Source organism: Planktothrix mougeotii LEGE 06226 (assembly GCF_015207485.1).
Classification (GTDB): Bacteria; Cyanobacteriota; Cyanobacteriia; order Cyanobacteriales; family Microcoleaceae; genus Planktothrix.
This window is the reverse complement of sequence record NZ_JADEWU010000018.1, coordinates 42,218-67,577: the sequence shown is the minus strand read 5'-3', so window position 1 is coordinate 67,577 and position 25,360 is coordinate 42,218. Positions and strand designations below refer to the sequence as shown.

Annotated in this window: 20 protein-coding genes; 8 read left to right on the top strand and 12 right to left on the bottom strand. The window is 39.5% G+C overall.

Annotated features, from left to right (window positions below; all coding sequences use genetic code 11):
* Positions 1-56: 56 nt before the first annotated feature.
* Positions 57-1,589 (bottom strand): SagB/ThcOx family dehydrogenase, encoded by a 1,533-nt coding sequence (locus IQ236_RS10330; protein WP_193869179.1) that lies wholly within the window; start codon positions 1,587-1,589, stop codon positions 57-59.
* A gap of 514 nt (positions 1,590-2,103) precedes the next feature.
* Between IQ236_RS10330 and IQ236_RS10325 the strand changes: the two genes are divergently transcribed.
* Together IQ236_RS10325 and IQ236_RS10320 are read left to right on the top strand one after the other, a co-directional pair.
* Complete coding sequence (locus IQ236_RS10325) at positions 2,104-2,367, top strand: type II toxin-antitoxin system Phd/YefM family antitoxin (protein WP_193869178.1); 264 nt, start codon at positions 2,104-2,106, stop codon at positions 2,365-2,367.
* Between the two features lie 84 nt (positions 2,368-2,451).
* Positions 2,452-2,925, top strand: coding sequence for a hypothetical protein (locus IQ236_RS10320; protein WP_193869177.1), 474 nt, complete (start codon positions 2,452-2,454; stop codon positions 2,923-2,925).
* A 46-nt stretch (positions 2,926-2,971) separates the two neighbouring features.
* Here the strand turns inward: IQ236_RS10320 and IQ236_RS10315 are convergent, their stop codons facing one another.
* The 3 genes from IQ236_RS10315 to IQ236_RS10305 all read right to left on the bottom strand — a co-directional run bounded on the left by IQ236_RS10315 (position 2,972) and on the right by IQ236_RS10305 (position 5,616).
* Positions 2,972-4,207 carry a GTPase family protein gene (locus IQ236_RS10315; protein ID WP_193869176.1) on the bottom strand — a complete coding sequence of 412 codons (1,236 nt, stop codon included), beginning with the start codon at positions 4,205-4,207 and terminating at the stop codon, positions 2,972-2,974.
* Between the two features lie 125 nt (positions 4,208-4,332).
* Entirely contained in the window at positions 4,333-5,256 is a 924-nt protein-coding gene (locus IQ236_RS10310) for an ROK family protein (protein ID WP_193869175.1), read from the bottom strand.
* Positions 5,257-5,328: 72 nt separating this feature from the next.
* Positions 5,329-5,616 carry a hypothetical protein gene (locus tag IQ236_RS10305; RefSeq protein WP_193869174.1) on the bottom strand — a complete coding sequence of 96 codons (288 nt, stop codon included), beginning with the start codon at positions 5,614-5,616 and terminating at the stop codon, positions 5,329-5,331.
* A 470-nt stretch (positions 5,617-6,086) separates the two neighbouring features.
* Between IQ236_RS10305 and IQ236_RS28305 the strand changes: the two genes are divergently transcribed.
* Both IQ236_RS28305 and carB read left to right on the top strand, forming a co-directional pair.
* The gene (locus IQ236_RS28305; RefSeq protein ID WP_193869173.1) at positions 6,087-6,257 is read left to right on the top strand and encodes a zinc ribbon domain-containing protein; all 171 of its coding nucleotides are present in this window, start codon (positions 6,087-6,089) and stop codon (positions 6,255-6,257) included.
* Positions 6,258-6,547: 290 nt separating this feature from the next.
* Positions 6,548-9,781: a carbamoyl-phosphate synthase large subunit gene (carB, locus tag IQ236_RS10295; RefSeq protein WP_193869172.1), complete on the top strand. Its 3,234-nt coding sequence runs from the start codon at positions 6,548-6,550 to the stop codon at positions 9,779-9,781.
* Positions 9,782-10,275: 494 nt separating this feature from the next.
* Here the strand turns inward: carB and IQ236_RS10290 are convergent, their stop codons facing one another.
* Positions 10,276-10,659, bottom strand: coding sequence for a hypothetical protein (locus IQ236_RS10290; protein WP_193869171.1), 384 nt, complete (start codon positions 10,657-10,659; stop codon positions 10,276-10,278).
* Between the two features lie 787 nt (positions 10,660-11,446).
* Between IQ236_RS10290 and IQ236_RS10285 the strand changes: the two genes are divergently transcribed.
* Positions 11,447-11,986 carry a phycobiliprotein lyase gene (locus IQ236_RS10285; protein WP_193869170.1) on the top strand — a complete coding sequence of 180 codons (540 nt, stop codon included), beginning with the start codon at positions 11,447-11,449 and terminating at the stop codon, positions 11,984-11,986.
* Positions 11,987-11,989: 3 nt separating this feature from the next.
* Entirely contained in the window at positions 11,990-13,141 is a 1,152-nt protein-coding gene (locus tag IQ236_RS10280; protein WP_322744110.1) for an extracellular solute-binding protein, read from the top strand.
* Between the two features lie 76 nt (positions 13,142-13,217).
* Here the strand turns inward: IQ236_RS10280 and IQ236_RS10275 are convergent, their stop codons facing one another.
* Complete coding sequence (locus IQ236_RS10275; RefSeq protein WP_193869202.1) at positions 13,218-16,928, bottom strand: PAS domain S-box protein; 3,711 nt, start codon at positions 16,926-16,928, stop codon at positions 13,218-13,220.
* Positions 16,929-17,636: 708 nt separating this feature from the next.
* Here IQ236_RS10275 and IQ236_RS10270 point away from each other — a divergent pair.
* Entirely contained in the window at positions 17,637-18,023 is a 387-nt protein-coding gene (locus tag IQ236_RS10270; protein ID WP_190524802.1) for a response regulator transcription factor, read from the top strand.
* An 87-nt stretch (positions 18,024-18,110) separates the two neighbouring features.
* Here the strand turns inward: IQ236_RS10270 and IQ236_RS10265 are convergent, their stop codons facing one another.
* The 6 genes from IQ236_RS10265 to IQ236_RS10240 form a co-directional block, all read right to left on the bottom strand.
* Positions 18,111-18,542 carry a hypothetical protein gene (locus tag IQ236_RS10265; RefSeq protein WP_193869169.1) on the bottom strand — a complete coding sequence of 144 codons (432 nt, stop codon included), beginning with the start codon at positions 18,540-18,542 and terminating at the stop codon, positions 18,111-18,113.
* A 24-nt stretch (positions 18,543-18,566) separates the two neighbouring features.
* Positions 18,567-19,475: a polysaccharide deacetylase family protein gene (locus IQ236_RS10260; RefSeq protein ID WP_193869168.1), complete on the bottom strand. Its 909-nt coding sequence runs from the start codon at positions 19,473-19,475 to the stop codon at positions 18,567-18,569.
* Between the two features lie 118 nt (positions 19,476-19,593).
* On the bottom strand, positions 19,594-20,904 hold the full coding sequence (locus tag IQ236_RS10255; RefSeq protein ID WP_193869167.1) for a proton extrusion protein PcxA: 1,311 nt from the start codon (positions 20,902-20,904) through the stop codon (positions 19,594-19,596).
* Positions 20,905-21,098: 194 nt separating this feature from the next.
* Positions 21,099-21,773 (bottom strand): carbonic anhydrase, encoded by a 675-nt coding sequence (locus IQ236_RS10250; protein ID WP_193869166.1) that lies wholly within the window; start codon positions 21,771-21,773, stop codon positions 21,099-21,101.
* 301 nt (positions 21,774-22,074) lie between these two features.
* A complete protein-coding gene (locus tag IQ236_RS10245) occupies positions 22,075-23,478 on the bottom strand; it encodes a sensor histidine kinase (protein WP_193869165.1) in 1,404 nt (467 codons plus the stop codon).
* The gene (locus tag IQ236_RS10240) at positions 23,471-24,154 is read right to left on the bottom strand and encodes a response regulator (RefSeq protein WP_193869164.1); all 684 of its coding nucleotides are present in this window, start codon (positions 24,152-24,154) and stop codon (positions 23,471-23,473) included. Before IQ236_RS10240 ends, IQ236_RS10245 begins: the two co-directional genes overlap by 8 nt.
* Before the next feature lie 370 nt (positions 24,155-24,524).
* Between IQ236_RS10240 and IQ236_RS10235 the strand changes: the two genes are divergently transcribed.
* On the top strand, positions 24,525-25,352 hold the full coding sequence (locus tag IQ236_RS10235; protein WP_193869163.1) for a DUF2382 domain-containing protein: 828 nt from the start codon (positions 24,525-24,527) through the stop codon (positions 25,350-25,352).
* Positions 25,353-25,360 lie beyond the last annotated feature (8 nt).

Below are 25,360 nucleotides of genomic sequence, written 5' to 3'. Positions count from 1 at the left end.
TAGGAGAGGAAGAGATAGGGGGAGTTAACAGTTAACGGTCAACACCCCTCTCGCACCTACCTGGGTCTTCCTAATGTTGTAATATAAAGCACAGCTTCATCCGTAGGAATACCGAGAACTTCATTAACTTGATTATCGAAAAATCCACCAATTCCACTGACCCCCAAACGTAAATAAATGGCAGCCAAGTTCAAACGTTGTCCTAGATGACCCGCATCTAAATGTAAATAACGATACACTCGATCTCCGTAGTTAGCGATCGCTTTTTTCAAATCAGCCGTATGGAATAAAACGGCTGCTGCATCTCGTCCCAAATCTTGTTGTAAACACAAATAGTACAACTCCCGACGAAAATTTTTAAACCGAATTTGCCTTAACTCTTGAGCTTTGGGAGCATAATAATAACATCCATCCTCTAAACCATTGACTCCAGAAACAGCAATAAATGTTTCAATTAAACTGAGATCAAAATAATCGGGAGAACCATCTAACCCTTGATGAATATAATGGTAAGGTTGATAGGTAAAATCTAAAAGGGCTAAGAGTTCATTTAACATCAATTCTGACCCATTATAAGCCCGTGTAGATCGTCGTTTTACCATGATTCTTTCTAAACCCGATAAATTTTTTCCCCAGTCAATAGAACTTGTTACCGTTGCTACCTTGGTACAAAATGGAAAATTATATTTATCTTCTAAAATTCCATCTGTTTCAAGCAGTTTCCAACCTTGACTTCCAGAAGAATCCGTTTTTAATTTAGTCGCTTGATGCAAATAAGCTAATAGTTCTCCATCGGTAAGATTAGGGTAATCTATTTGAGTTTCCGAAGGTAAAGCTGTTCTTAAACAAGGTAAATTTTCGTCAATTTCCAGGAGATTTGCTAACGCTAAAACTGCGGTTGATCCTTCCACTTCAGGATCTAAATATAACAATTGGTTCAGAATATCATCGGCAAATCCTCCAATTAAATGGGGTCGATAATCATTCATCGCTGCCATTAATTCAAGATTGCCTAATAAATGACCCGTATCTAAACAAATCCGCCGATAAGCCCGATCTTGATAACGCCAGAAAGAACGATAAAAAACCGCCGTTGTCACCAGGGCTAAATGGGTATTTTCTAATACCGGATGCCAAAAACAAGCATCGCGTAAATCGTGCCAAACTTGATCTTCCCAAAATTGAACTAAAGCATGGGTTTGAGGTTGATAATGATATAAACCCGGAGCTAAAATTGCAGTTCCCTTAGAAATTAAATAAATTTCGGCTGGATATAACCCACCCGCCGAGGGAGCAGCCCTAAGATAATGGACACCTCCCATAGTAGGGAGTTTGGCTGTTAAACCATAACTATGCAGCAACAAATGGGATAAACGTTGCCAAAGTCGGGTTTTAGGGTCACTAGAGGTGGCTTCCTCAACGCTCTTCAAGTAGGGTTTGAGGTCAAAGACTTTACCAATTTTATACTCTTTAAAGGGAATGGGCTGTTTTTCCCAGTCCAAGGTTTGACTTTTTAAGGCTAGGGTTTCTGGGTCATATTTCGTGCGTTCATGGTAGTGTTGGGCAATGGATTTTTGAGTTTCTGACATAAGATTAACCCGATGCAGAACAATAACGCTTTTTCCTAGTGTAGACTTTTCTTTTCCGTTTCTTCCTATTTCCTAAAGTGGGTTTCTACCTTGGGGAATATTCGGGTGTCTCATCCCCAAGACCTGACACTTAACGCCAATCCTGATCATAGCGTTTTATATTAACTCTATTTCGAGTATTCAAACGTAATAGTGCTGATACGAGAAAACTCTATCAATCAATAGCAGAGTCTTTGTATCAAGAATTTCAGCATCAAGACCGAGAATTGGTTAAGCTGTCGTAGTGATTGATGGTAAAGACAAGATAATATAATTGAAGTGATCAAGTCTAAAAAATCACGATATAGTAATCCTAAATAGGTTGTAATATTTTATCGTAGGGGTTTGGTTTCCAAACCCAGGCGCAAAGAGGGTTTGGTTTCCAAACCCCTACAGGTTTTTATCACAAACCCTACACAGATTGCTATATGAGTAAGATTGGGTAGAATTAATTTTATAGATTGAGAGAGGTTGAATGGAAATTCTAAGTGCAACTGAGGCTAAAGCTAATTTATTAAATTTGCTTGAACAGGTCAATCAAGATCATTTACCTAGAATGATTACCAGTCAAAAGGGTGATGCTGTTTTAGTTTCTAAAGAAGACTGGAAAAGTTTGCAAGAAACACTTTATTTACAATCTATTCCGGGTTTTGTGTCCAAACTCAAAAAAGCTGAACAGTCCAATGATTGGGTATCCGAAGAAGAGTTTATGAGGGCGTTAGATGGTTTGGAAGATTGAATTTAGCCGTGATGCCCTTAAAGAAGTCACGATATGAGTAAGATGTTGAAATTTACTTAAGTTAAAGGGAGTAAAAGATTTCAAATGGTAGATCCTATTACTTTAATTCCAACCGCAATTCAAGGTTATAATTGGATTCGGATGTGGCATGAAAAACAAGCTAATCCACCCCATCTTCCTGATAATGCGCTGTTGTTATTTAAGCGGTTTAAAGAGGCTTATGATACAAAAAATATTATCAAACTTGGTTTTACTCTCTCAGATAATTATCGAGGAGATTTGAATGGAGTTTCTACTAAGCAAGAATACCTTAGTAGCCTAAAACGAGTTTTTGATAGTTTACCTTTATTATCTCCTTGCTTGTCGATTAATGTTTATAGTATTATCGAAAATCGTAACGATGTAGTTTCTGCAATTATTGATACCCAATCAAAGACATCGTTTTTAGGAATTCCCCTGACAAATTATGATTCTACGCCTATTCGTTGTGAAATTCGTCCTGAACAGGGGTTATGGGTAATTACTAAGATGTTTATTGAATGGCGATTAATTTCATAGTGTAATAGTTTTACTGAAGTTTAACAAGCGGTTTAGTAGATTTCAATTATAACGCTTCGCCTTGTTTCGCGTCTTTTAAGAAATATGCGATCGCAGTATCTCCTAAACCTTTTGTAGCAATTGCACCTGCACCAGCAGAAAGCACACTACCTAAACCTGGCACAAACTTCAAGCCAATATCAGCAATACCAATCATTCCTGCATTTGCACCAATACCTACCCCCGCAGTAACAACAAAGTCTTTAACTGTTTGTTCTGAAAACTCACGACCACTTAGCCAACCAATATACATAACCATAAAAGTTTGAATAGTTGCAACGGGTAGAATTGCAGAACCTGGAATGGGGTTTGCGGAAACAATACCAGAAAGAGCTATACAAGCAGTAACAACAGTTCTGGCAATGCTAAGTTGAAATTCTTGAAAATGTGCCATCCGAGCTAAAGATCCCCTTGTTTCTTGTGGGGTATATTCAATCATTTTTTCTGTTAATTTGTTGATATTCCAACGCTCATCTGTGTCAGGAAGTATTAAACCATTTTTTCCCTCTTCATATTTAGCATAAGCAACAGTTGGAATAACACCCTTGACATGAGGACGCAAGTTTTCTCTTGTTTGCAAATAACCGTAAAAATTTGTGACTTCTTCTTGAATATTCTGATTTTTTGTTTCATTGTCCGTTGGTAACCAAACTTTAGGAGGATCTAATTCGTCACATTTACTTAACACTCCAATAATGGGTAACTCGCGTTTATATTTTTTCTTAATCTCTTTGATAATTGATTCACAAATATTGAGGTCTTCTTGACTAGCACTGTGAACTTCAGTTGCTTTACAGACGAAAAGGATTACATCTGGGCATTTTTGATGAATCGCTTGTATAATACTGTCATAGGCTGTTGTAGCTGAATCATCCTGTATTGGAGCTTGAGCATCTTGTAAACCTCTTGTATCCAACAGATGCAATAAATCAATCCCATCGTGATAATAGTCCTTCCATTCAGCCTTACCTGTTTCTGGCTTTGTATCACTAACTTCGGCTACTTTTAAACCACAAATCGCATTAATTAAAGATGATTTACCAGATTTACACCGCCCAATTACCATAATTCTTGGAGGTCGCAGCCCTAACATCACAGAACGCAGATTGTCAAGATTGTCTTGTAAACCTGTTTTAAACGGAACAATATTAGGGATTTTATCAATAATATCGTTTAAAGCTATTATTATTGCTTCATTACGCTTTAAAGCTTGTAGTTTATTTCTATCCTTATCAATAGCCATACAGGGACTCCCATTCTGTAAAATCTAGTAAAATGGCTAAAATAATTTTACTCTATAGCAGATTTTAGCACACATTAATTGAATGTGTTAACTATTTATAATTTAAAAAAGTTAGAAAATCAGGGCTATTCAATTTGATCCTCAATCTTAACAAACTTCTGAAACGCTAATTTTGCCGCCCCTATCATTCCCGCTTGATTTCCTAATTCCGCAATTAATATTTCTAACCCCTCTCTACAAATTAATAAAACTCGTTCTTCTAATTCTGCTTTTAAAGAAGGTAAAAATAAATCCGCCCCCGCACTAATTCCCCCGCCTAAAATAATCGCTTCTGGGGTTAAGACATAAATTAAATTCGCTAATCCTATTCCTAATAATTTACCGTATTGTTGCCAATATTCTAAGGCTTTTTTATCTCCCGTTACAGCTTTTTTCGCTAATTCTGCGGGTTCTAATCCCGTATCTCGACGAATCCCTTGTACAGAAGTATATTGTTCTAATGAACCTCGATTTCCACTATTACAAATCGGGCCATCAAAATTAATACTAATTAACCCTAACTCTCCCGCCGCTCCTTGATGTCCAACAAATAATTCCCCATTTAAAATAATCGCCCCGCCAACGCCTGTTCCTAATGTTAATAAAATTAAATTTTGAAACCGTCGCCCCGCCCCTAACCACGCTTCCCCTAACCCCGCACAGTTGGCATCATTGGCTAAAATCACAGGTAAACCCGTTTTTTCTTCTAATACCCAACCCAACGGAACATCCTGCCATCCCGCTAAATTAATCGCCACTTTGGCAATTTTCCCCGTCCCATCCACAGGGCCCGGTGTTCCCAAACCAATCGCTCGAATACTATTGACATTTTCTCTAATTTGTGCTATTGCCTCAACCAATGTTGCTAAAACAGCTTCTGGTGTCGCAGGTTGGGGTGTGGGAACGGTTAAGGATTCATAACAAGTCCCATCGGCGGCGAAACGTCCCAATTTAATCGCCGTCCCCCCTAAATCAATTCCAATGACTTGTACTGACTGTTCACTATTCACTGTTTATAGTAAGCCCTTTAGGGCTTGAGCCAAAAGAACGAAAGAGTTAAGAAGCCCTGAAGGGCTTACTACTTAAATATCGGGTTCATCAACCATGCGGCGGTCAATACTAGAATTGAAAACAGGTTCGACCCGAATGGCTTTAATGGCACTGGGACGAACAACCATATATTCTTTAGACGTGGTATCTTCTGCCCGGTGTTTGATGGGAACATTGACAAATTCACTACTATCAAACTTGGGCAGTAAAACTTTGTTGTACCACACTTGAAACTCTTGCATTGTGGGAAACTTAATTTCTTCTCGATGACCCCCCTCAATCATGAGGTGTACGACATATTCATCAGGCGTTCTGGGCATAATGACTCGCAGCTAAAAACGGGTTGGTTAACCTAATCAGACGTTAACCGTTGATGATTAGTGTCTCATTAATTGGCGATAAAGTCTACTCCAATGATGGACACAATCTTTCTTTACAAAAATTGACAAAAAACAGGGGTGGTGGGGTTGACAAAACCGGGAATTCATGGGAAACTATTTATAATATAATGGGATGGTTGCAAAAATTTTAAAATTGCAACCATCCCATTATATTAACTATCAATATCTTAACACAGCCCCAACTTTTAAGCAACCCCAAAAATCGAAAATTTTTCTAAAAAAACAACAAAATTAAATGATTTTTAGCATAGATTCTTATAGATTACACCGATGAGGGAGTTGATATTCACCGAATCTAATCCGTGTGAATCGCTTTAATGTGTTTAAATCGGTACTTTTGTCAAGGTTTAATCAAACAGTTCACCCGAATCTGAAGCGATACCCTTAAAATGTTCAATCGATGGGAGCCAACACCAAAAAAATGTTCCTGTTGCGGATTTAAGATTGCTAAATTAGATCTCTCAATCCGAGAATGGATTTGTTTAAATTGCGGTGAATCTCATGATGGCGCTAGCCGCGCCTGCTGGCGCATCGAGATGTTAATGTCGCAGTTAATATAAAAGTCGCCGGAGGGCATTCGGAGACTTTAAACGGACGTGGAGGCAAGCGTCAGACTACAGCTATTTGTAGCAGCAGCCAGCGAATCGTCAACCCACCAGCATTTCAACAATTATCGATTTTCGATTTGTTGCAATAGATGGAATCTCCCTCGTTCTACGAGGGGGCGGATGTCAAGAGTAAGCTATATACTCAATTACGCACAGGCAAGATGCCTGTTCCACAACTCGCAAGATGCCTGTTCCACAACTCGCAAGATGCCTGTTCCACAACTCATATACTGGAATTCATAATGCCGAAACGTACTGACATAAAGAAAATTTTGCTGTTAGGCTCTGGGCCCATTGTAATTGGACAAGCCTGTGAGTTTGACTATTCAGGAACTCAAGCCTGTAAAGCCCTGCGGGAAGAAGGGTATGAGGTGGTGTTAGTCAACTCTAACCCGGCAACAATTATGACTGACCCAGAAACAGCCGAACGCACCTATATTGAACCTTTGGTGCCTGAAGTCGTCGCCAAGGTGATTGAAAAAGAACGCCCCGATGCTTTATTGCCGACAATGGGAGGTCAAACCGCCCTTAATTTAGCCGTTGCTCTAGCAAAAAATGGCATATTAGAAAAATATGGAGTCGAACTGATTGGTGCTAAATTAGAAGCCATTGAAAAAGCCGAAGATCGGCAACTCTTCAAAGAAGCAATGGAACGAATTGGCGTCGCTTGTTGCCCTTCGGGAATTGCCAATACCATGAATGAAGCGCGAGATGTAGCGCGTCAAATTGGCAGTTATCCATTAATTATTCGTCCCGCCTTTACCATGGGAGGAACTGGAGGCGGGATTGCCTATAACCAAGAGGAATTTGAAGAAATTGCTCAATCCGGTTTAGATGCGTCTCCGGTGTCTCAAATTTTAATCGAACAATCCCTCATCGGTTGGAAAGAATACGAATTAGAAGTGATGCGGGATCTCGCTGATAATGTGGTGATTATTTGTTCAATTGAAAATCTCGATCCCATGGGCATCCATACGGGGGATTCAATTACCGTTGCTCCCGCCCAAACCTTAACCGATAAAGAATATCAACGACTGCGGGATGCGTCGATTAAAATTATCCGAGAAATTGGGGTAGAAACCGGAGGTTCTAATATCCAATTTGCGGTTAATCCCATGACGGGAGATGTGATTGTCATTGAGATGAATCCCCGTGTCAGTCGGTCTTCCGCCTTAGCTTCAAAGGCTACCGGGTTCCCCATCGCTAAATTTGCGGCGAAATTATCGGTGGGATATACCTTAGATGAAATTAAGAACGATATTACCAAAAAAACCCCCGCTTCCTTTGAACCCACAATTGATTATGTGGTGACAAAAATTCCCCGATTTGCCTTTGAGAAATTCCCCGGTTCTGAGCCTGTTTTAACCACACAAATGAAGTCCGTTGGGGAAGCCATGGCAATTGGTGGAACCTTCTGTGAATCCTTCCAAAAAGCCTTACGATCTTTAGAAACGGGGTTAGCAGGTTGGGGTTGCGATCGCTCAGAAAAACTCTCTAGTTTAGATCATATTCGTTCCGGTTTACGCACACCTAACCCAGAACGAATTTTAACCGTTCGTAACGCGATGATCTTGGGAATGACGGTTGAAGAAATCTATGAACTCACGGGAATTGATCCTTGGTTCTTAGATAAAATGCAGGAATTATTAGAAACCGAAAAATTCCTGAAACGAACTTCCTTAAAACAGTTAGAGGCTGATAAATTATTAGCGGTGAAGCGGCTAGGATTTAGCGATCGCCAAATTGCCTTTGCCACAAAAACCACTGAAGATGAAGTCCGCACCTATCGCCAAGAATTAGGGATTAAACCTGTTTATAAAATGGTGGATACCTGTGCGGCAGAATTTGAATCCATGACCCCGTATTATTATTCAACCTATTGGGAAGAAGACGAAATTTTACCCTCAACTAAACCCAAGGTGATGATTTTAGGGGGTGGCCCCAACCGCATTGGACAGGGGATTGAGTTTGATTATTGTTGTTGTCATGCCTCCTATTCGTTACGCGCAGAAGGCTATGAAACCATCATGGTTAACTCTAACCCAGAAACGGTTTCAACGGATTATGATACCAGCGATCGCTTATATTTTGAACCCCTAACCAAAGAAGATGTTCTGAATATTATTGAAGCGGAAGAACCTGTTGGAATTATTATTCAATTTGGCGGTCAAACCCCTCTAAAATTAGCCTTACCCCTACAACGAGCGTTAGAAAAACTGCCCCTGAAAACCAAAATTTGGGGTACTTCGCCCGACTCCATTGATATTGCTGAAGACCGAGAACGGTTTGAAAAAATTCTGCGGGAATTGAATATTTTACAAGCCGAAAATGGCATGGCTCGCAGTTTCAAAGAAGCGTTAAAAGTGGCAAAACGCATCGGCTATCCCGTAGTCGTGCGTCCGTCTTATGTCTTAGGAGGGCGGGCGATGGAAATCGTTTATTCCGATGAAGAATTAGAACGATATATGCTGTTTGCGGTGCAGGTAGAACCGGATCACCCAATTTTAGTCGATCAGTTCTTACAAAATGCCATTGAAGTGGATGTCGATGCGATCGCTGACCCAAGCGGAAATGTCGTTATTGGTGGCATTATGGAACATATCGAACAAGCCGGAATTCACTCTGGGGACTCGGCTTGTTCAATTCCATTCCAAACCTTATCAGAAACCGCCCTCGCCACCATTCGTCGCCAAACCATTGAACTCGCCAAAGCGTTAAATGTGGTGGGACTGATGAATATTCAATTTGCCGTCCAAGGGGAAAAGGTCTATATTTTAGAAGCGAATCCCCGTGCATCTCGAACAGTTCCCTTTGTTTCCAAAGCCATTGGGGTTCCCTTAGCCAAAATTGCATCCCGGGTGATGTCCGGTAAATCCTTAACGGAATTAGGCTTAACCGAAGAAAAACTCCCCACTTACGTTTCGGTGAAAGAGGCGGTGTTACCCTTTGCTAAATTCGCTGGAACCGATGTGCTACTAGGGCCGGAAATGCGCTCTACAGGGGAAGTCATGGGTATTGATACCGACTTTGGTAAAGCCTTTGCGAAGGCAGAACTCGCCGCCGGACAAGTGCTACCTTTATCAGGAACGGTGTTTGTCTCGATGAATGATCGGGATAAACAAGCTATTGTACCTGTGGTTGAGGATTTCTTGGCGTTAGGGTTTAAAGTCAGTGCTACCATTAACACTCGCAAAGTGCTCTGGGAAAATGGCGTAAAAGTCGATATGGAATTGAAACTGCACGAAGGACGACCGAATATTCTGGATGCGATTAAAAATCAGGCGGTGCAGTTGGCAATTATTACCCCGTCTGGGGAAGAGTCCCGCAGTGATGGAATTCTGATCCGTCGTTCGGCTTTAGCGTACAAAATCCCCATCATCACAACAATTGCAGGGGCTAAAGCAACGGTGGCTGCCATTCGTTCCTTGAAGTCTACTCCCATTGAGGTGAAAGCCCTTCAAGATTATTATCTCTAATAATATAGTGTTGGGTGTTGACGGTTGACCCTGGACGGTTGACCGTTGACCAAAAAACGAGACGCAAGCCCCTGGCTTCAGACATGGGGATAAGTCGGTAGGGATTTTTAAATCCCGTGAAACGATTGTGTGGCTTTAGCCACAGTGGTATAATGAAGACAAAGCAAGTAAGAATAACCATCTACCTGTTGATTCATCCTAGTACGGAGAAATCCCGGCAACGGACATACCCAACTTGATTTGGAATAGTTAAAGGGCAAATAATGGCAGGATGTTGAGCGTACCTAACTGGCATTGTGATGGACTCGGAAAGCGAAAACAATTTAAAAGTAAGCGCAATTGCAATACCTGTCGTAGTGGTAGTTGTTTTGAGCGTCTAGGGTGTTTTTGCCAGCACCATTGAAACTTCGTTTGTGGAGTCTTCAAGAATCCCCCGGCTTTAGCCGTGGGGAGTGTCAACAACAGCCAAAACGCCTTGTCTGCTCCCGGTTTCTTTAAAAATGGATTCTTTTGGATAATAATTGTTCTTCTAACGCTGCAATTCGGTTATAAGCGGCGGTTAGCTGTGCGGTGAGGCGCTGAATTTGAATATCTGCGGTCAAGGTAGGTTCCCGACTGTAGTAATTGCTTTCTATATAGTCGTCATCTATGAGGACATCTTTGTGTTCCTGTACGGATGAATTTTGTCGGGTTTCTGAGGAATTTAAGGAGGAAACTGAAAAACCATACTCCAGAAGGTTAGAAGTTGCTGAGGTAGGTTCGGTTGATTCTTCCTGGGATAAATGCTCAGAGACTTGATCCGTAAGCTGTTTAATCATTTCGTATAACGCATCTACTTTATTCGTCAACGCGACAACTTGTTTGGTTAGCCCATCCATAAAAATACTCCTGTTTAACTCAAAAATCTCTTAAGTTAATCCTAGACAGCAAAAAGACAATATCCCATTATTTACTAAATTATTTAACCTTTTGCTGAAGTCTTCTGTTACGCATCTTTGCATACTGAAAGAAAGTCACCTTTTCCTGCTGATCATCGATCCTAAAACTCCACATATTCGGCGGGTGGGTCTATTCTTTTTTATCGTAGGAAGTACCGGAGTTCTTATAGATCAAAATATTTTGATTGCTATTTTTATAATTAACTCCAAAACTTTAATCCGCCCAAATCCCAAAAAGATCCTGGAAAAATAGTTGATTGAATCTTGTATAGATTTAATCCTGATAAAAAATTATTGAAATCCCTTAATATAAATTTTATTGATGCTGTTGATCAGTTTTTCCAGGAAACTCAAATTCAACACTTAACTTAAAATTCCCGACCTCTGGGACAAAAAGCTTCATTTCTCAAAAATAGTCCTGTTGTCCTCTTTTTCTAAAACCGCCCAAACTCATTAAATTTCAAAATTTTGTCATGAAACGTTGATTTTTTATCACAGAGGTCTTGAAAAATAGAGACAGTTAGTGTATTCCTAACCTAATTCTACCTGAAGGTAGATGTTACAAACTAACTGATTCTACTTTATGTAGATTTTTCCAGCTGATCAGCAAAAAATGATTGCGAGTTTAAGGTTGTTGTGATTATATTAAGAATTGTAACAAACCTTTGACTTTTGCCTCTCCTGTGAGGGAATTCATCCGTTAATCTCGTGTTTAGGAGCAGCCAGAATGAAAGCCCTGATCCAACAAAACCCGTCTGATATCGTCTCCCAAGTCGCAGACTATTTCCAACGCAGTATTGGGAAATGGTATTCAGAACGGCGTTACTACACCCTACCCGAGGGAGACACTCAAGAAGTCGCCAGCGAGATTACCGTAGAGTTTTTACAACAAGGTAGCCCTGAACTGATTAATATTGCTCAATTACACCAATTAGATGATCCGACGATGATTACCTGCGGGTCAAAAGTCAACTGGAAAAGTTCTAATTCCGTCTCAGGAAAGAAATTATCGCAGGGAGCAACGGTGTTTGGTGTTTCAGAAACCCTACTTTATCGAGATCAGGGGTTTATGACACCTAAACCCGTTGTTGCCCAATATTATATGCTGGATGCCAATACATTGTGCCTCCGAACCGAGTACAATGGTTCTGTATTTGAAGAAGAACTTAAACTGGTGGGTCAGCGATACCGCACCCGACAAACGATTATTTCACGCGCTGGGGAACAAACTATGATTGGCCAATATTTAGAAAAACGGATTGAGTAATCTGTGAAGCGAAGGTTTTTTCTACAAGGAATGAGTACCTTAACCTTGAGTAGTGTCGTAGCCGGATGTAGAGACGTGCCATGGCACGTCTCTACGGCGCTCAGGGTTGAAGTTCTTAAAGGCTCTGTTCCCGTGCAAATGGTGAGCAAGTTTCGCCAACAAGTTGAGCAAGACGGAGTTGATTTTGTTCCTCAACCCCAACTCAACAATTTATTTAGAGTATTACAAAAATCGAAATCCCCATCTTCTCCTCAGTCATCATCTCAAGCTGATTTGGTCATGATTGGAGATTTCTGGTTAAATTCTGCCATTCAACAACAACTGATTCAACCCCTTGATCCTAAATTATGGCCGCAATGGTCACAACTTCCCCCCCGTTGGCAAAATATTGTCCGACGGAATTCTGAAGGTAAATTTGATTCTAAAGGAAAAATTTGGGGGGCGCCTTATCGTTCAGGAAGTACCGTTATTATTTATCGGGTTGATAAGTTTAAAGCGTTAGGATGGACACCTCAAGACTGGAGTGATTTATGGCGTCAGGAATTGCGTCATCGGATTTCTTTACCGAATCAAGCACGGGAAGTCATTGGTTTAACGTTAAAAAAATTAGGCTATTCTTATAATACTGCCGATTTAAGCCAAGTTAAAAACTTAGAATCCGAACTGCTTAAACTGCATCAAAATGTTAGACTTTATGATTCTAATAGTTATCTAAAACCGTTAATTTTAGGAGATACTTGGTTAGCCGTGGGTTGGTCTACGGATATTTCTCCAGAAGTACAATATCAAAATGGATTAGCCGCCGTTGTTCCCAAATCGGGTACTGCTTTATGGTTAGATTTATGGGTGAAACCTGCAAAGGTTCAAGCTTCTCCTACGGTAGAGACGTTGCATGCAACGTCTCTACTAGCAGATCAATGGATTGATTTTTGTTGGTCGCCTCAAGTCGCAACTCAACTGTCATTATTAACCGCAACAACATCTCCTATTATTTTAGGAATGAACCCGGAAGAGTTACCCCAATCATTAAGAGAAAATCCGCTATTATTGCCTCAATCTTCTATTTTAGAAAAAAGTGATTTCCTCCAGCCCCTTTCCCAAAATTCTATCAAACAGTATCAACAATTATGGGAAAAAATCAGACTGGGAACCTAGATCTCTACTCATTATATCTGTAGAGACGTGCCATGGCGCGTCTCTACTAAATCTTGAATCATTCCCTATTCCCTAGTTATTCAAAAACTAATTCTGAAGGTTGTTCTTTTTGAGAAATAGGAATGGAAATTTCAAACACGGTGAAATTGTCTTGATCTCGATAACAATGAATATCTCCTCGATGCTGATCGACGACAATTTTATAACTAATGGATAACCCTAAACCCGTTCCTTTTCCGACAGGTTTTGTGGTAAAAAACGGATCAAACAGTCGATTTTTAACTTTATCTTCAATTCCAGGGCCATTATCTCGAATAATAATTCTGACTTGATCTAAAGGCGGAAATTTACATTTTTTATCGCTGAAATTTGGATGAATCACATCCGTACTAATTTTAATAATTCGAGGTTCAGGTTGATGTTCTAAGGCATCAATAGCATTACTCAAAATATTCATAAAAACCTGATTTAACTGTCCAGCATAACACTCCACCCTCGGTAATTTGCCATAATCTTTAATTAACTCAATCCCCTGAAAAGCGCCTTTAGGTTTTAAGCGATTTTGTAAAATTAAAAGGGTGCTATCAATGCCATCATGAATATTAACAGGCTTCATTTCAGCTTCATCTAATCGGGAGAAGTTTCTCAAAGACACCACAATTTGACGAATCCGATCCGCCCCCATTTCCATTGAAGATAGAATTTTCGGTAAATCTTCCACTAAAAACTCTAATTCAATTTCTTGAGATTTTGCTTGAATGTCTGGAGTGGGATTAGGATAACTCTCTTGATACAATTCCAATAATTCTAAAATATCTTGAGTATATTCTTTAGCATAAGTGAGATTCCCATAAATAAAATTAACCGGATTATTAATTTCATGGGCAACTCCCGCCACCATTTGTCCTAAACTAGACATTTTTTCACTTTGAATTAACTGGGCTTCCTTTTGTTTCAAATCCTGTAAGGCTTCACTCAGATGAAACGCTTGAGTTTGGGCGGCTAAGGCAGCGGCGCGGGTTTGGGCGTATAATTCAGCTTGGTCAATGGCGATCGCTAACTGATCCACCACCGCCCGTAAAAGCTCCACCTCACTGTCCCGCCAAGGTCGAAACACTTGATAATGATTACAAACCACCGCCCCCCGTTGACCGGAGCGCGTTTCTAACGGTAACAGCAACAACGAAAAAATCCCCGCCTGCTGGAAAAACTGACGGGTCGATTCATCCAACACGGTTGTGGTTTCAATATTATCAATTTGAATTGTCGCCGCCATGCGAATTTTTTCCGCTAATAGAGGAATTTGAGCCGGGGGATAATCCTGTAACCCATTCAATAAATTAGGATTTTGCGCCTCGTGGGTAACGGTAAAACTCGGTTGTTGATTCGGCTGCATCGGCAAATACCAAAGAAAATGGCATTGATCCACTTGCAACAACGCTCGAATTTCATTCACCGCCGTGCCTAAAATCGTATCAATATCTAAAGAATCCCGAATTTGACTGGCTAAACGAAACAGTAACCCTTCCCGGCGACTTTGTAACTCTTCCCGCGCCTTCACCCGATCAATACCAACGGCCAAGGCATTCGCCACCCATCCCAATACCCCTTGTGCTTCCTGATTGAGAATTTCATCACTACAAATCCCCATCAACCCCACTAAACGACCTTCCACCACCAAAGGAAAATTAAGGGTTTGGTGTCTAGTTCCCGGAAGAGAATAGGGAAATTTATGGCTTAAAACATCAGTTTCGGTTAGATGGCCTTCATAAACCGTTAATCCCGCACTCGCTTGCAAATCTAACAAATTGCTTTGAAGATTCAATGTCCAAATTCCTACCCCTGAGATTTTGGGGTATTGGGCGATGGCTTCTGTACAACGGCCCAAAATCCCAGCAATTGACCCCCCATGTCCGAGGGCGGTTCCCACTTCTGCTTCTAATTGAGAGAGTCGTGAGCGCTCTAATAAGAGAGTTTCCGCTTGTTTTCGTTCGGTAATATTGCGGGAAACAGCAATCATTTCATCAAGAGTTTCTGAATCCTGATTTTCCAACCCATGACAGGTACTTTCAAACCAAATATAGTTTCCATTGCGACATCGAATTCGATAACTAATCGTGTAAATATCTGAACTATTTTGCAGGAGCAGACATTTTGGGTTAACAACGTCTAAATCCTCCGGGTGAATCAACTCATATAACGATTGTCCGATCAATTCTTCAGGTTCATATCCCAAAAGTTGCCGACTGGCTGGAGAAGCATATAAATAAATGCCATCAGGGCTATGTCGGGAAATTAAATCCGTCGCATGATCCGCTAAAAGCCGATAACGAGCTTCACTTTCTCGCAAAGCATCTTCCGATTGTTTGCGGTGGGTAATATCCGTTTGTATACCAATAAAATGGGTTAAACGTCCTTCTCGGTCACGCACCGGAGAAATCGAGAGTTCATTCCAAAAGTACCGACCATCTTTACGGTAATTTTTGAGGGTGGCAACACAATCGTGCTGATGGGTAATGGCATGACGAATGCGAGCTAGTTCAGAGGGATCAGTATCTTCCCCTTGCAGTAATCGACAATTGCGTCCTAACACTTCTTCTGTGCTATAGCCCGTTAACCGTTCAAAGGCGGGATTACAGTAAATAATCGGACAATCCGGTTGAGTAAAATCACTAATTACAATCCCACTGGGACTCGCTGTAATCGCCCGTTCTAAAAGTCCCAGACGTTCTTGGGACTGTTTGCGTTCGGTGATATCAATCCCGGTGATAATCAGATGACTGATTAAACCATTAGGTTGTAGCAAAGCTGTATGTGACCAGGCAATCCAATGGCGTTGGCCATCGGGTCGAATCCATTCGGTTTCCCCCAGGGTGGAGTCGGAAGCGGAGTCAACTTGAGGAGAAGATTGTTGATTTTTCCGAGGTTTGGGGGGTTCGTCAAACTCAATCATGATTGATTCTGACGCCAAGTTGCTAGGGTTAGCGAGGGGAAATAGGGTTAATCCCAATTCATCTAAGGTTTTTCCCTCCACTTCCTGGGCTAAATATCCGCTTAATTCTTCACAGGTGCGATTAAAGCGAATAATTTTACCATCGGGATCAAGGACAATCACTAAGGCGCTGACGGTATCGAGAACGGCGCAAACAAAGTCCCGTTCTTGACGAACCACTTCCCAAACTTGCTTACGTTCATTAATAATATGTTCGAGTTGATTAAATTTAGTTTTTGTCTGAATCAGTTGACGATGTAAATTGATTTGGCTAATAATTTGATGACTCAGGGATTGTAAAGCGTCGAGGGTATCACAGGACAATTCACGGGGATGATAATCCATAATAGAAATCATTCCCAACATGACGTGATCCGTCGTCATTAAAGGAATACCGAGATAAAATCGAATGGGTTGCTCCCCTGTAACTAAGGGTTGGGTTGCCAAACGTTTATCCTTGCAAGTATCAGGAATAATAATCAGTTTTGGAGGTTGCTTTAAGCTTTGATAGGTGTCTACAAACCGGACTGAATTTTCCGGTTCGGCTCTATCCTCCATCCTCGATTCCGGTGGAGTGTGCAATTCCATGATAAACTCACAGAAGTTTAAATACGGGTGTATCGTTCCGGTTAAACCCACTTGAGATTTCAACCACTGATGGGTGGTATCGCGAAATGTAATTAAAGCAATGGGCGCCTGAGCCAGATAAGACGCTAAGTGAGTCAAATCATCAAAGGGAATTTCAGAAACCGTGTGGATGACCTGAGAAAGAGTATTGCCCTCTGGGCTAAACATGGTTTGACCTAAAAATCTTGCATTCATTGATAATCACCATACAGGGGAATGGCTATCTATCAGGAAGCGGGTATGCGACGCTCTGATGAGACTTTGCAGTAAGAGCTTGATTCTCAAACCCCCACTCACGGTTGATGATTGACGATTTAACAGTCAATGGTCAACCGTTAACAGTCAACAGTCAACTGACATTTGTTTGACTCGCCTTAGCTGTATGACATTGTTTGTCCAAACGTCCTGATCTCACAGTACAGACGCGCCATGGCACGTCTCTACATTTATTTACCTTAATCTTAACAAAGGTTTAAGCCCTTCGCGGAACTGAGTCTCAAATCCTTAGAATTCAACGCTGATTTAATTTTTCCGAAAAATTAAGGATTTTGCACCATTTTTTCGGTCTAACTTAATGTCTATTTTGTCCAAAAAAGTTGAAAAAATTTAGTTTTTTTACAAAAATTTAATTAAGATTCTTACAGGATTTAACAAACTGAAGCCCTCTACTGTGATAATAGAAAAGTAACACAGATCAAAGTCCCTTGATCATATCCCGTTTAAAAATACGAGATCGCTGATAGGGAAAAGAAGGAATGCTTTTACTCTATAATTAAAGTTATGGCACTTTTGCATTCCAATCCACATCTAAAGCCTGTTTTGAATCCCCTTGATTGTGAATGAGCAGGGCATCTCGACTAAGGAACATGAATCGCTATGTCTGTACTCCAAGATTCTATACCCACTATTTTGGCTGTTGACGATAGTACAGTCATGCAAGGGCTGGTGCAACAAGCATTAGGGAAAGAATACCGTGTTCTGGTGGCCGATAATGCGGTCGATGCTTTGTCGATGATTTACCATGAACGAGTTTCGGTTTTGCTTCTGGATGTGGCAATGCCGGGAATTGATGGTTTAGAACTCTGTCGCACCGTTCGCAGTATTCCCCAGTTTCAAAATTTGCCTATTATTATGTTAACAGCACGGGATGGCGCTTTTGATAAGGTTCAAGGTCGTTTGGCGGGGGCAACGGAATATCTGACCAAACCCTTTGATGCTCAACGGTTATCTGAAGTTGTGGGTCAAGTTCTGCAATTAAATTAGGAAGGGTTAGCCACTATAAGTTTTAAAAGTGTCTTTTGAAGGGTGGAAATTAGCTTTAAGCAATATTCCTTCTTCGGCTAAATTAGATCAAGGAATACTATAATCTTGAATAATATCACGCTGCTTGAGCCTTTCTAGCATTTCTAAGGAAATCTGATCGCCAAAAAAGACGACACAAAAGTGATCATAAGCTGCAAATTGAACTGATCCCTGAGATTCAATTTCAAGGTGCAAAATCTGATAGCCTAGATAATCATTTTCCCTAAAAAGGGGTAAAATGTTTTGAACATTCTCCCTTGTTAATTTCATCAATAAACCGGAACCTGCTAATATACTCTTACTTTCAGAAAACGGCGAGGAAGCTCCAATACGCCGCGCTTTCATCTGTGGAAAATTAAGCTGATCATCCAGTACCCAAACGGCTAATTGACTTGACTCCCCAGCTAAAGTCATTACAACGGCTTCAAATAAGTCTTCAAGTATATCATGATTAGCTTGGATCTCACCCTTCAAACTCATAATTGTGTTTCCTGATATAAAGATTTAAGACTTTCTTAAAGTTGTTGCTCTTTTTGCTATTCTAATTAAACTCCGGGGGGAAGTATAGCGATTAACCGTAATTCGAGAGAGGCGATATTTATTAGTGTAACGATTAATCCGTAGCATATTCCCATCATAAACATACCCCGTTAAATAATAGGGAGATAAGGATTTTTCAACTCTGCGATTTACTTTTCCAAAGGGATAAGCAAAATGAGCCGCAACCCATTTATTTTTATCTAAATCTTGCATACAGGTTCTCAGATCAAGTTTAGCTTGTTCGAGTTCAAATTTTAACTTTTTACCCTTAATTAAAGTTAATTTTTCATGAGTTTGACCATGAGATTGGATATCATAATAGCCCCGTTTATAGCCATCCCGCAATTCTTCACAACTGACATGAGGTATAAAGTCTTTTAATTTAACTCCCATTAATCCTGGATTGATAAACCAAACAATTTTAACTTTTTTGTTATAGTTTTCTTCTAAATCTTTTAAAATTGGTAAAACATTCTGATGAACTCCTTCATAACCATCATCAAAGCTAATCATGATCGGTTTTTGTCCAATCCGTTCTTGAGGAATAGGTTGTGATTTTTGAATAAAATAGGTAAATAAATCTTGGGTGGTTAAAAACCAATAGTTATTTTGAGCTAAATAATTCAGGAAAGTATATAAATCCTGTTTGAAATAATCATTATCAAATTGTAACCGTTTTTCTGCACTTTGATTAATATTGGCTTCGTCAATAATATCGTGTAATCCAAAAATAGGAATTCTTACACTAGAGGTTTTATAGGTAACTGCAAAAGCAGGAAGATTTAACCCAATGACACAAAGTAAGCTAATCAAAAAAACAAGCAAAACCCGGTTTTTTCTAAACCATTCTGGCTGAATAATAGGAATCTTCATAAGCTAATGTATCATTCTTTGATGCTAACAAGTGGTTAACTGAGTGCATGATGAATCCATTCTATAGCGCTACTTGAAGAGGGAACAGAAAGAAGTGAAAGGGTTTCAGGTTTCACTTTTACTCGTTCATATTTCTTAACGTTGCTACCGCAGAGGGTGAAATCCGGCTGAGGTAACGGAAGATCCAATATTTCATAATCGTGTCTAAAATGACGGGGAAAGTAGCGATAAACAAAAAGATAAAGCTGCGATTTGGTGCAATTCCCAAGTGACTTGAAAATCCTTCTAATAGAACTTCCCAACCATGGGGAGAGTGAAAACCCACAAAGATATCGGTGAGTAAAATAATAATAAAGGCTTTAGCACTATCACTCAAATCATACATGACAGTATTGAGCAAAGCTTTTAAAGCAATCAACCCTTGTTGATTCAAGAGAATCACTAAAGTAAAGGCGATTAATCCCACAAAATCCGCAAAAATATTACTAATAGCTTCACTACTTTTGTGATCAAATTCTTTAGAAATTTCTTCAGCTTTCTCCTCCATTTTCTTTTCCATTTCTTCAGATTCAAGGGTAGGAGTTTTGTAGAGCAAACTACTCATTTGCAGTTCTTCTTCATAGGATTTTAACTCATGAAGGGCTTCTTCTTTCATTTCTGAGTTGAGAAATAAAGGAACTTCATGGGTTTGTCGATAATGTTCTACGAGGGGAATAAAAATAAAGTTTTTCGAGATTTGTTGGGATAAAAGCGGAATTAAAATCAGCATCAACAGAAAGTTAACCGCCGATTTTGTCTTTTTACGAGATGCTCGATAGCTATTCATTAAACGTTCTTCAGATTCATCGTCTAATTCCGTTTGAATCTTTTTAAACGTGCGTCCAATAGAACGAGGTAATGCGCCACTTTTTTTCCCTTTAAACATTTCTCCAGAAGACTCAACTTCCACAAAGTCTAGGGGAGATAAACCCGATGGGTCAGTCGATTTTCCGTTGTTCAGTCTTTTCACAGATGTCAAGCCAGAGGAATCGGAATAGACGAGGGGATTAGAGACAGAAGAATTATGTTGATATCGATCAACAATTTCATCGATAAATTTTAATTTTTCAATAAATTCTATATCTCCAGAGTGATCTAAATTACGAGTCAGTTTAAATTCACCCAGTTTGAATTTAATCGTGTTTAAATGCTTCTCAATATCCTTCATAAAGCACTCTAAAACACTAGGAGTATATTGGGGGGCTTCTTCGGAAACTTTTTGACCTTCAAAATGCTGATCTTCTATAGTTTTTATTGCTAAAGCAGCTTGATAAGCTTGTTCTAAGGCTCGTTCTGGGGTTTTATGAACCCATTGGTTACTAGATTTTAACACATTCAAGAATCGAGTACCTAAACTCCCTTTCTGAAATTTGATAATAGAATTACTCATCTGGATAATAGGGAATAGAACAGGACAAAAGCACCATTAATTTATCAGTTTGTAGAGGGGGTAAATCCATTACTCTTACTCTACATCCGATAAATTACCAGAAAATTACCCCTAATAAGGGGTTGAAGTTGGCCGTTGTAAGCGGGGGAAAATTCTCTGACTTTTAAGACCATTTTAGAAAATTTTACAACCGTTTAAATAGGTTGCATAGTGCTTAAAGGATCAGGAACAGGAAAGGGTTCTTGTTCAAGGGGAACAAACTGATTTTGCTTAACATCATAAGCTAAGATCTCTCCTGTTTCAATTTCATAAACCCAAGCATGAAGTTGAAGTTTTCCAGCCTGTAGCCGAGAGCGAACAACGGGATAGGTTTCTAGGTTGGCAATTTGATTTAAAACATTAGTTTGGGTCGCTATGTTTAATAATTCTTCTCCAGAATATTCTGGATAATTTTCTCGAATAATCCGGCGAATTGGTTCTCCGTAATGTTTCAACCAGTCATAGACTAAAGGCATTTCATCAGACAAGCTTTGGAGTTGTAATAATCCTTTGATACTGCCACAATGGGAATGTCCACAGATGACAATTTCTTTGATATTCAAAGCTTGAACCGCATATTCAATTCCGGTGGCTTCGCTACTATTCAGGGTTCCATAAGGCGGAATAATATTGCCCATATTACGAATAATAAACAGTTCTCCGGGTTTAGTCTGAGTCAGCAAGTTGGGCGCAATCCTAGAATCACAACAGGTGATAAATAAAATCTCTGGGGTTTGACCCTGAGATAGCTGTTCAAAGAAGTCTTGATTAGCCTTAAAGTAATTCTCTTGAAAATCATTCAAACCGCTAATAATGCGTTTAATAGGCATAACTATTTCCTCAATCACTAACAACTCTGGTTACTGGACGGGACTGACTGATAACTGATGCCTATCCTTGTAGCCTTTGTGAAAATTCCTTTAGTGTATCACCCATTTCGCGTCACTGAACAAACAAACACCTCCTAGTTTTTTGAGTCAAAGAAAATATACTAAGAGAACGGTGAGAAAATTCTAAGAATATTCTTAATTCCAGATTTGGCACTAAAATATGGTTTTAACAAAAATGAAACAATATTTTGTATTCTCAATATCCAGATTCTATACCCCAAGTTTCATTTGTGACGGTATTTTAAAAGCTGCGGGAGCGAGGTAAAAATAAGCTAAATGTTGTTCCTTGATTGATTTGGCTATCAACGGTTAATTTTCCGCCATGTAAGCGACAGATTTCTTGAGCAATTGCTAATCCTAAACCTACACCTCCAGTCTGACGAGATCTCGCTTCTTCAACGCGATAAAACCGCTCAAATAAATAAGGTAAATGTTGGGATTCAATTCCTAAACCTGTATCTTGTATTGTAATTTCAATCTGTTCCTCATCTTGTTGCGCTTTTAAAATAACTTGGCCTCCTTTTTGAGTATATTTGAGGGCATTATCTAATAAATTTAAAAATAGACTTGTTAAATAATCAGGATTCCCAAGAATCCATAAATTTTCGGCAATTATCTGTTTTAAAATAATTTGTTTAGATGCCGATAAAGGTTCCAGTTGTTCAACCAAAGCTCCCAATAAATTTGTTAAATCTACGGGGTGTAAAAACGAAGGTTGAATTTGTCGCAATTCCAGTCGAGCTAAAAATAGCAAGCCATTGGTTAATCGAATTAATCGATCTGCTTCTTTTTCTAAATCTTGTAGCGTTATTTCATATTCTTCTGGGGTACGAATACGACTTAAACTAACACCTATTCTGCCCTTAATAACCGTTAAGGGAGTGCGTAATTCATGAGCAGCATCGGCGGTAAATCGGCGTTCATGTTCAAAGGCAAATTCTAAGCGATCCAACATTTTATCAATGGTTTTAGCCAACCGTCCCACTTCATCAGGAGGGCCTTGATAATCAATCCGTTGAGTAAAATTACTAGCACTAATCATTTGGGTTTTACTAATAATTTCCTGAAGGGGATTTAAAGCCCGATTTGCTAGAAACCAACCCCCTAAGCCAGCAATTAATAAGACTAAAGGAAATCCTAATATCATTAAATTAAACAGATGTTTAGAGGCTTTATAAACAGGCTCTAAAGATTCTGCTACTTGTAACCATACTGTATCCCCTTTTGAAGTCTGAATTGGTTGATTATAAACCCGCCAATTCTTGTCAGGAGAACTTAAATCTAAATATCCCTTTTTCTGGGGAATCAATACAGGAATTGCAGAATAACTACCAAAACCATCCCAAATATGACCTTGTTGATCGATTAATCTGACTGCAATTCCAGCTTGTACAAATTGTTCTGTCAGGGCTTGAGATTCTTCAGTGGAGCGAAAAGCTAAATGACCATCTTTATTAATTAAGTTGCTTAAGGTTTGGGTTGCTGTGACTTGTAGGGTCGTGTTCAGTTGTTTCAACAAACTATGTTCTAAAACAACATAGAGGTAGCTACTAAAGAGCATTAAGGTAAAAGCTAATAATAAAATATACCAAGCCGTTAGTTCTACCCGAATAGTTCGTTTTCCAAAATGTATTTTTTTAATCATTGATTTCTCCCAGCTTTAAACAATATCCAACACCCCGGATTGTTTGTAAAATTTGTTGTTCAAATCCCCGATCAATTTTGCGTCTTACATACCCAATATAGACATCTACAATATTAGAATCGCTGTAAAAATCTAAATCCCAAACGTGTTGCAAAATTTGAGTCCGACTTAAGACTTGTTCCCGATGACGCATTAAATATTCTAAAAGTTTAAATTCTAAAGGACTTAATTCGATTAATTTTGCACCCCGTCGCACTTCTCGTTTAACGGTATCCATCGTTAAATCAGCAACTTGTAATACTGTATCTAATTGTAATGGAGGACGACGTTGTAAGGCTCTTAACCGTGCTAAAAGTTCAGAAAAAGCAAAGGGTTTTACTAAATAATCATCTGCCCCTCGATCTAAACCTTGAACTCGATCTTCTACGTTATCTCGTGCGGTTAAAAGTAATACGGGAGTGATAATTTTATGATTCCGAATTTTACCCAAAAGTTGAAATCCATCCCTGATCGGAAGTAACAAATCTAAAATCATTAAATCATACTCAACCGTTGAGGCATAGTCCCAGCCTTTTTTGCCATCGGTAGCCACATCCACTAGATATCCAGCCTCCCGTAACCCTTGACTAATAAACTGTGCAATTCCCGGTTCATCTTCTACCAGTAAAACGTGCATTGCTTTTCTTTCCTTATTCACGGTAGTTAACTTGATTTAATTTAATTCTATAAGAGTTTAAGGCTCTTTCGTAGATATAGTCGAAAGTTTTCTGTTTGTCCTCTGTTGAACAGCCGTAAACACTCTAGCTTCTACGCTTAAAAAACGAATGCAGAGGATTTACATTTCAAATTATAAAATTTCTAAAATTAAAATTTCTAAAATTAAAATTTTCGGCTAAATTCTTGTCTTTTCTGTTTCCTTGCTCAACTTTAAAAATCCTATTAGCATCCTCTCCATCTTGAGGTGGAGAATAATCTCTATCTAATGACACAACAAAAATTCGTTTTTTTCTGACATGATTAAGGAATAGTATTTGAGGAATCGAAAGATGACTTTGTTTAAAATTAAAGATGCTTATCCCCATTACAAAGAAGAAATTTTTGATGGCAAAGATCTTAAAAAATTCGATGTATATACCGATACAACCAATGAAAAAATTGGCACAGTCTACGATGCCTTAATTGATGAGAATGGGTATTTTCGGTATTTTGTGATTGATACAGGTTTTTGGGTGTTTGGTAAAAAAGTTTTACTACCCGTTGGTCGCGCCCAAATGGACTATGCTAATCAACGTGTTTATGCTCTGGGATTAACCAAAAACCAAGCCGAAGCGTTACCTGAATATACTGATAATATGACGGTAGACTACGATTATGAAGAGCGAGTTCGGGCGGGATATCGGACTTCTAAATCTGCAAAAACCAATTACAATCGGGATAATTATAAATACGAGAACGAGCCCGAATTATATCTAACCCAGGCTCAAAATCATGGCACAATTAAGCTTTATGAAGAACGCTTAATTGCTGAGAAACAGCGTCAAAAAGCAGGTACAGTTTCAGTCGGTAAAACCGTAGAAGTTCGCACAGAACAAGCTAGTGTTCCCGTTGAAAAAGAGCGGGTTGTCGTTGAACGCATGACTCCGACAGGGGAACGACCTGTTAACCCTGGCGAAGCTAATTTCCGCGAAGGGGAAGTGGCTCGCGTCGATGTTTATGAAGAAACAGCCGATATTCGCAAGCAAGCTTTTGTGACCGAAGAAGTCAATGTTCGTAAAGAAGTTGACCGGGATACAGTAACAGCCCAAGAAAAACTGCGTCGGGAAAAATTGAATGTTAAAACCGATGGAGAACCTACGATTAAAGACAAACGTTAAATTCTCGG

Bases quoted from the DNA above. Each gene is read 5' to 3' on its own strand.
- IQ236_RS10330 (WP_193869179.1), bottom strand. From the start codon at position 1,589: ATGTCAGAAACTCAAAAATCCATTGCCCAACACTACCATGAACGCACG.
- IQ236_RS10325 (WP_193869178.1), top strand. From the start codon at position 2,104: ATGGAAATTCTAAGTGCAACTGAGGCTAAAGCTAATTTATTAAATTTG.
- IQ236_RS10320 (WP_193869177.1), top strand. From the start codon at position 2,452: ATGGTAGATCCTATTACTTTAATTCCAACCGCAATTCAAGGTTATAAT.
- IQ236_RS10315 (WP_193869176.1), bottom strand. From the start codon at position 4,207: ATGGCTATTGATAAGGATAGAAATAAACTACAAGCTTTAAAGCGTAAT.
- IQ236_RS10305 (WP_193869174.1), bottom strand. From the start codon at position 5,616: ATGCCCAGAACGCCTGATGAATATGTCGTACACCTCATGATTGAGGGG.
- IQ236_RS28305 (WP_193869173.1), top strand. From the start codon at position 6,087: ATGTTCAATCGATGGGAGCCAACACCAAAAAAATGTTCCTGTTGCGGA.
- carB (WP_193869172.1), top strand. From the start codon at position 6,548: ATGCCGAAACGTACTGACATAAAGAAAATTTTGCTGTTAGGCTCTGGG.
- IQ236_RS10290 (WP_193869171.1), bottom strand. From the start codon at position 10,659: ATGGATGGGCTAACCAAACAAGTTGTCGCGTTGACGAATAAAGTAGAT.
- IQ236_RS10285 (WP_193869170.1), top strand. From the start codon at position 11,447: ATGAAAGCCCTGATCCAACAAAACCCGTCTGATATCGTCTCCCAAGTC.
- IQ236_RS10275 (WP_193869202.1), bottom strand. From the start codon at position 16,928: ATGTTTAGCCCAGAGGGCAATACTCTTTCTCAGGTCATCCACACGGTT.
- IQ236_RS10270 (WP_190524802.1), top strand. From the start codon at position 17,637: ATGTCTGTACTCCAAGATTCTATACCCACTATTTTGGCTGTTGACGAT.
- IQ236_RS10265 (WP_193869169.1), bottom strand. From the start codon at position 18,542: ATGAGTTTGAAGGGTGAGATCCAAGCTAATCATGATATACTTGAAGAC.
- IQ236_RS10260 (WP_193869168.1), bottom strand. From the start codon at position 19,475: ATGAAGATTCCTATTATTCAGCCAGAATGGTTTAGAAAAAACCGGGTT.
- IQ236_RS10255 (WP_193869167.1), bottom strand. From the start codon at position 20,904: ATGAGTAATTCTATTATCAAATTTCAGAAAGGGAGTTTAGGTACTCGA.
- IQ236_RS10250 (WP_193869166.1), bottom strand. From the start codon at position 21,773: ATGCCTATTAAACGCATTATTAGCGGTTTGAATGATTTTCAAGAGAAT.
- IQ236_RS10245 (WP_193869165.1), bottom strand. From the start codon at position 23,478: ATGATTAAAAAAATACATTTTGGAAAACGAACTATTCGGGTAGAACTA.
- IQ236_RS10240 (WP_193869164.1), bottom strand. From the start codon at position 24,154: ATGCACGTTTTACTGGTAGAAGATGAACCGGGAATTGCACAGTTTATT.
- IQ236_RS10235 (WP_193869163.1), top strand. From the start codon at position 24,525: ATGACTTTGTTTAAAATTAAAGATGCTTATCCCCATTACAAAGAAGAA.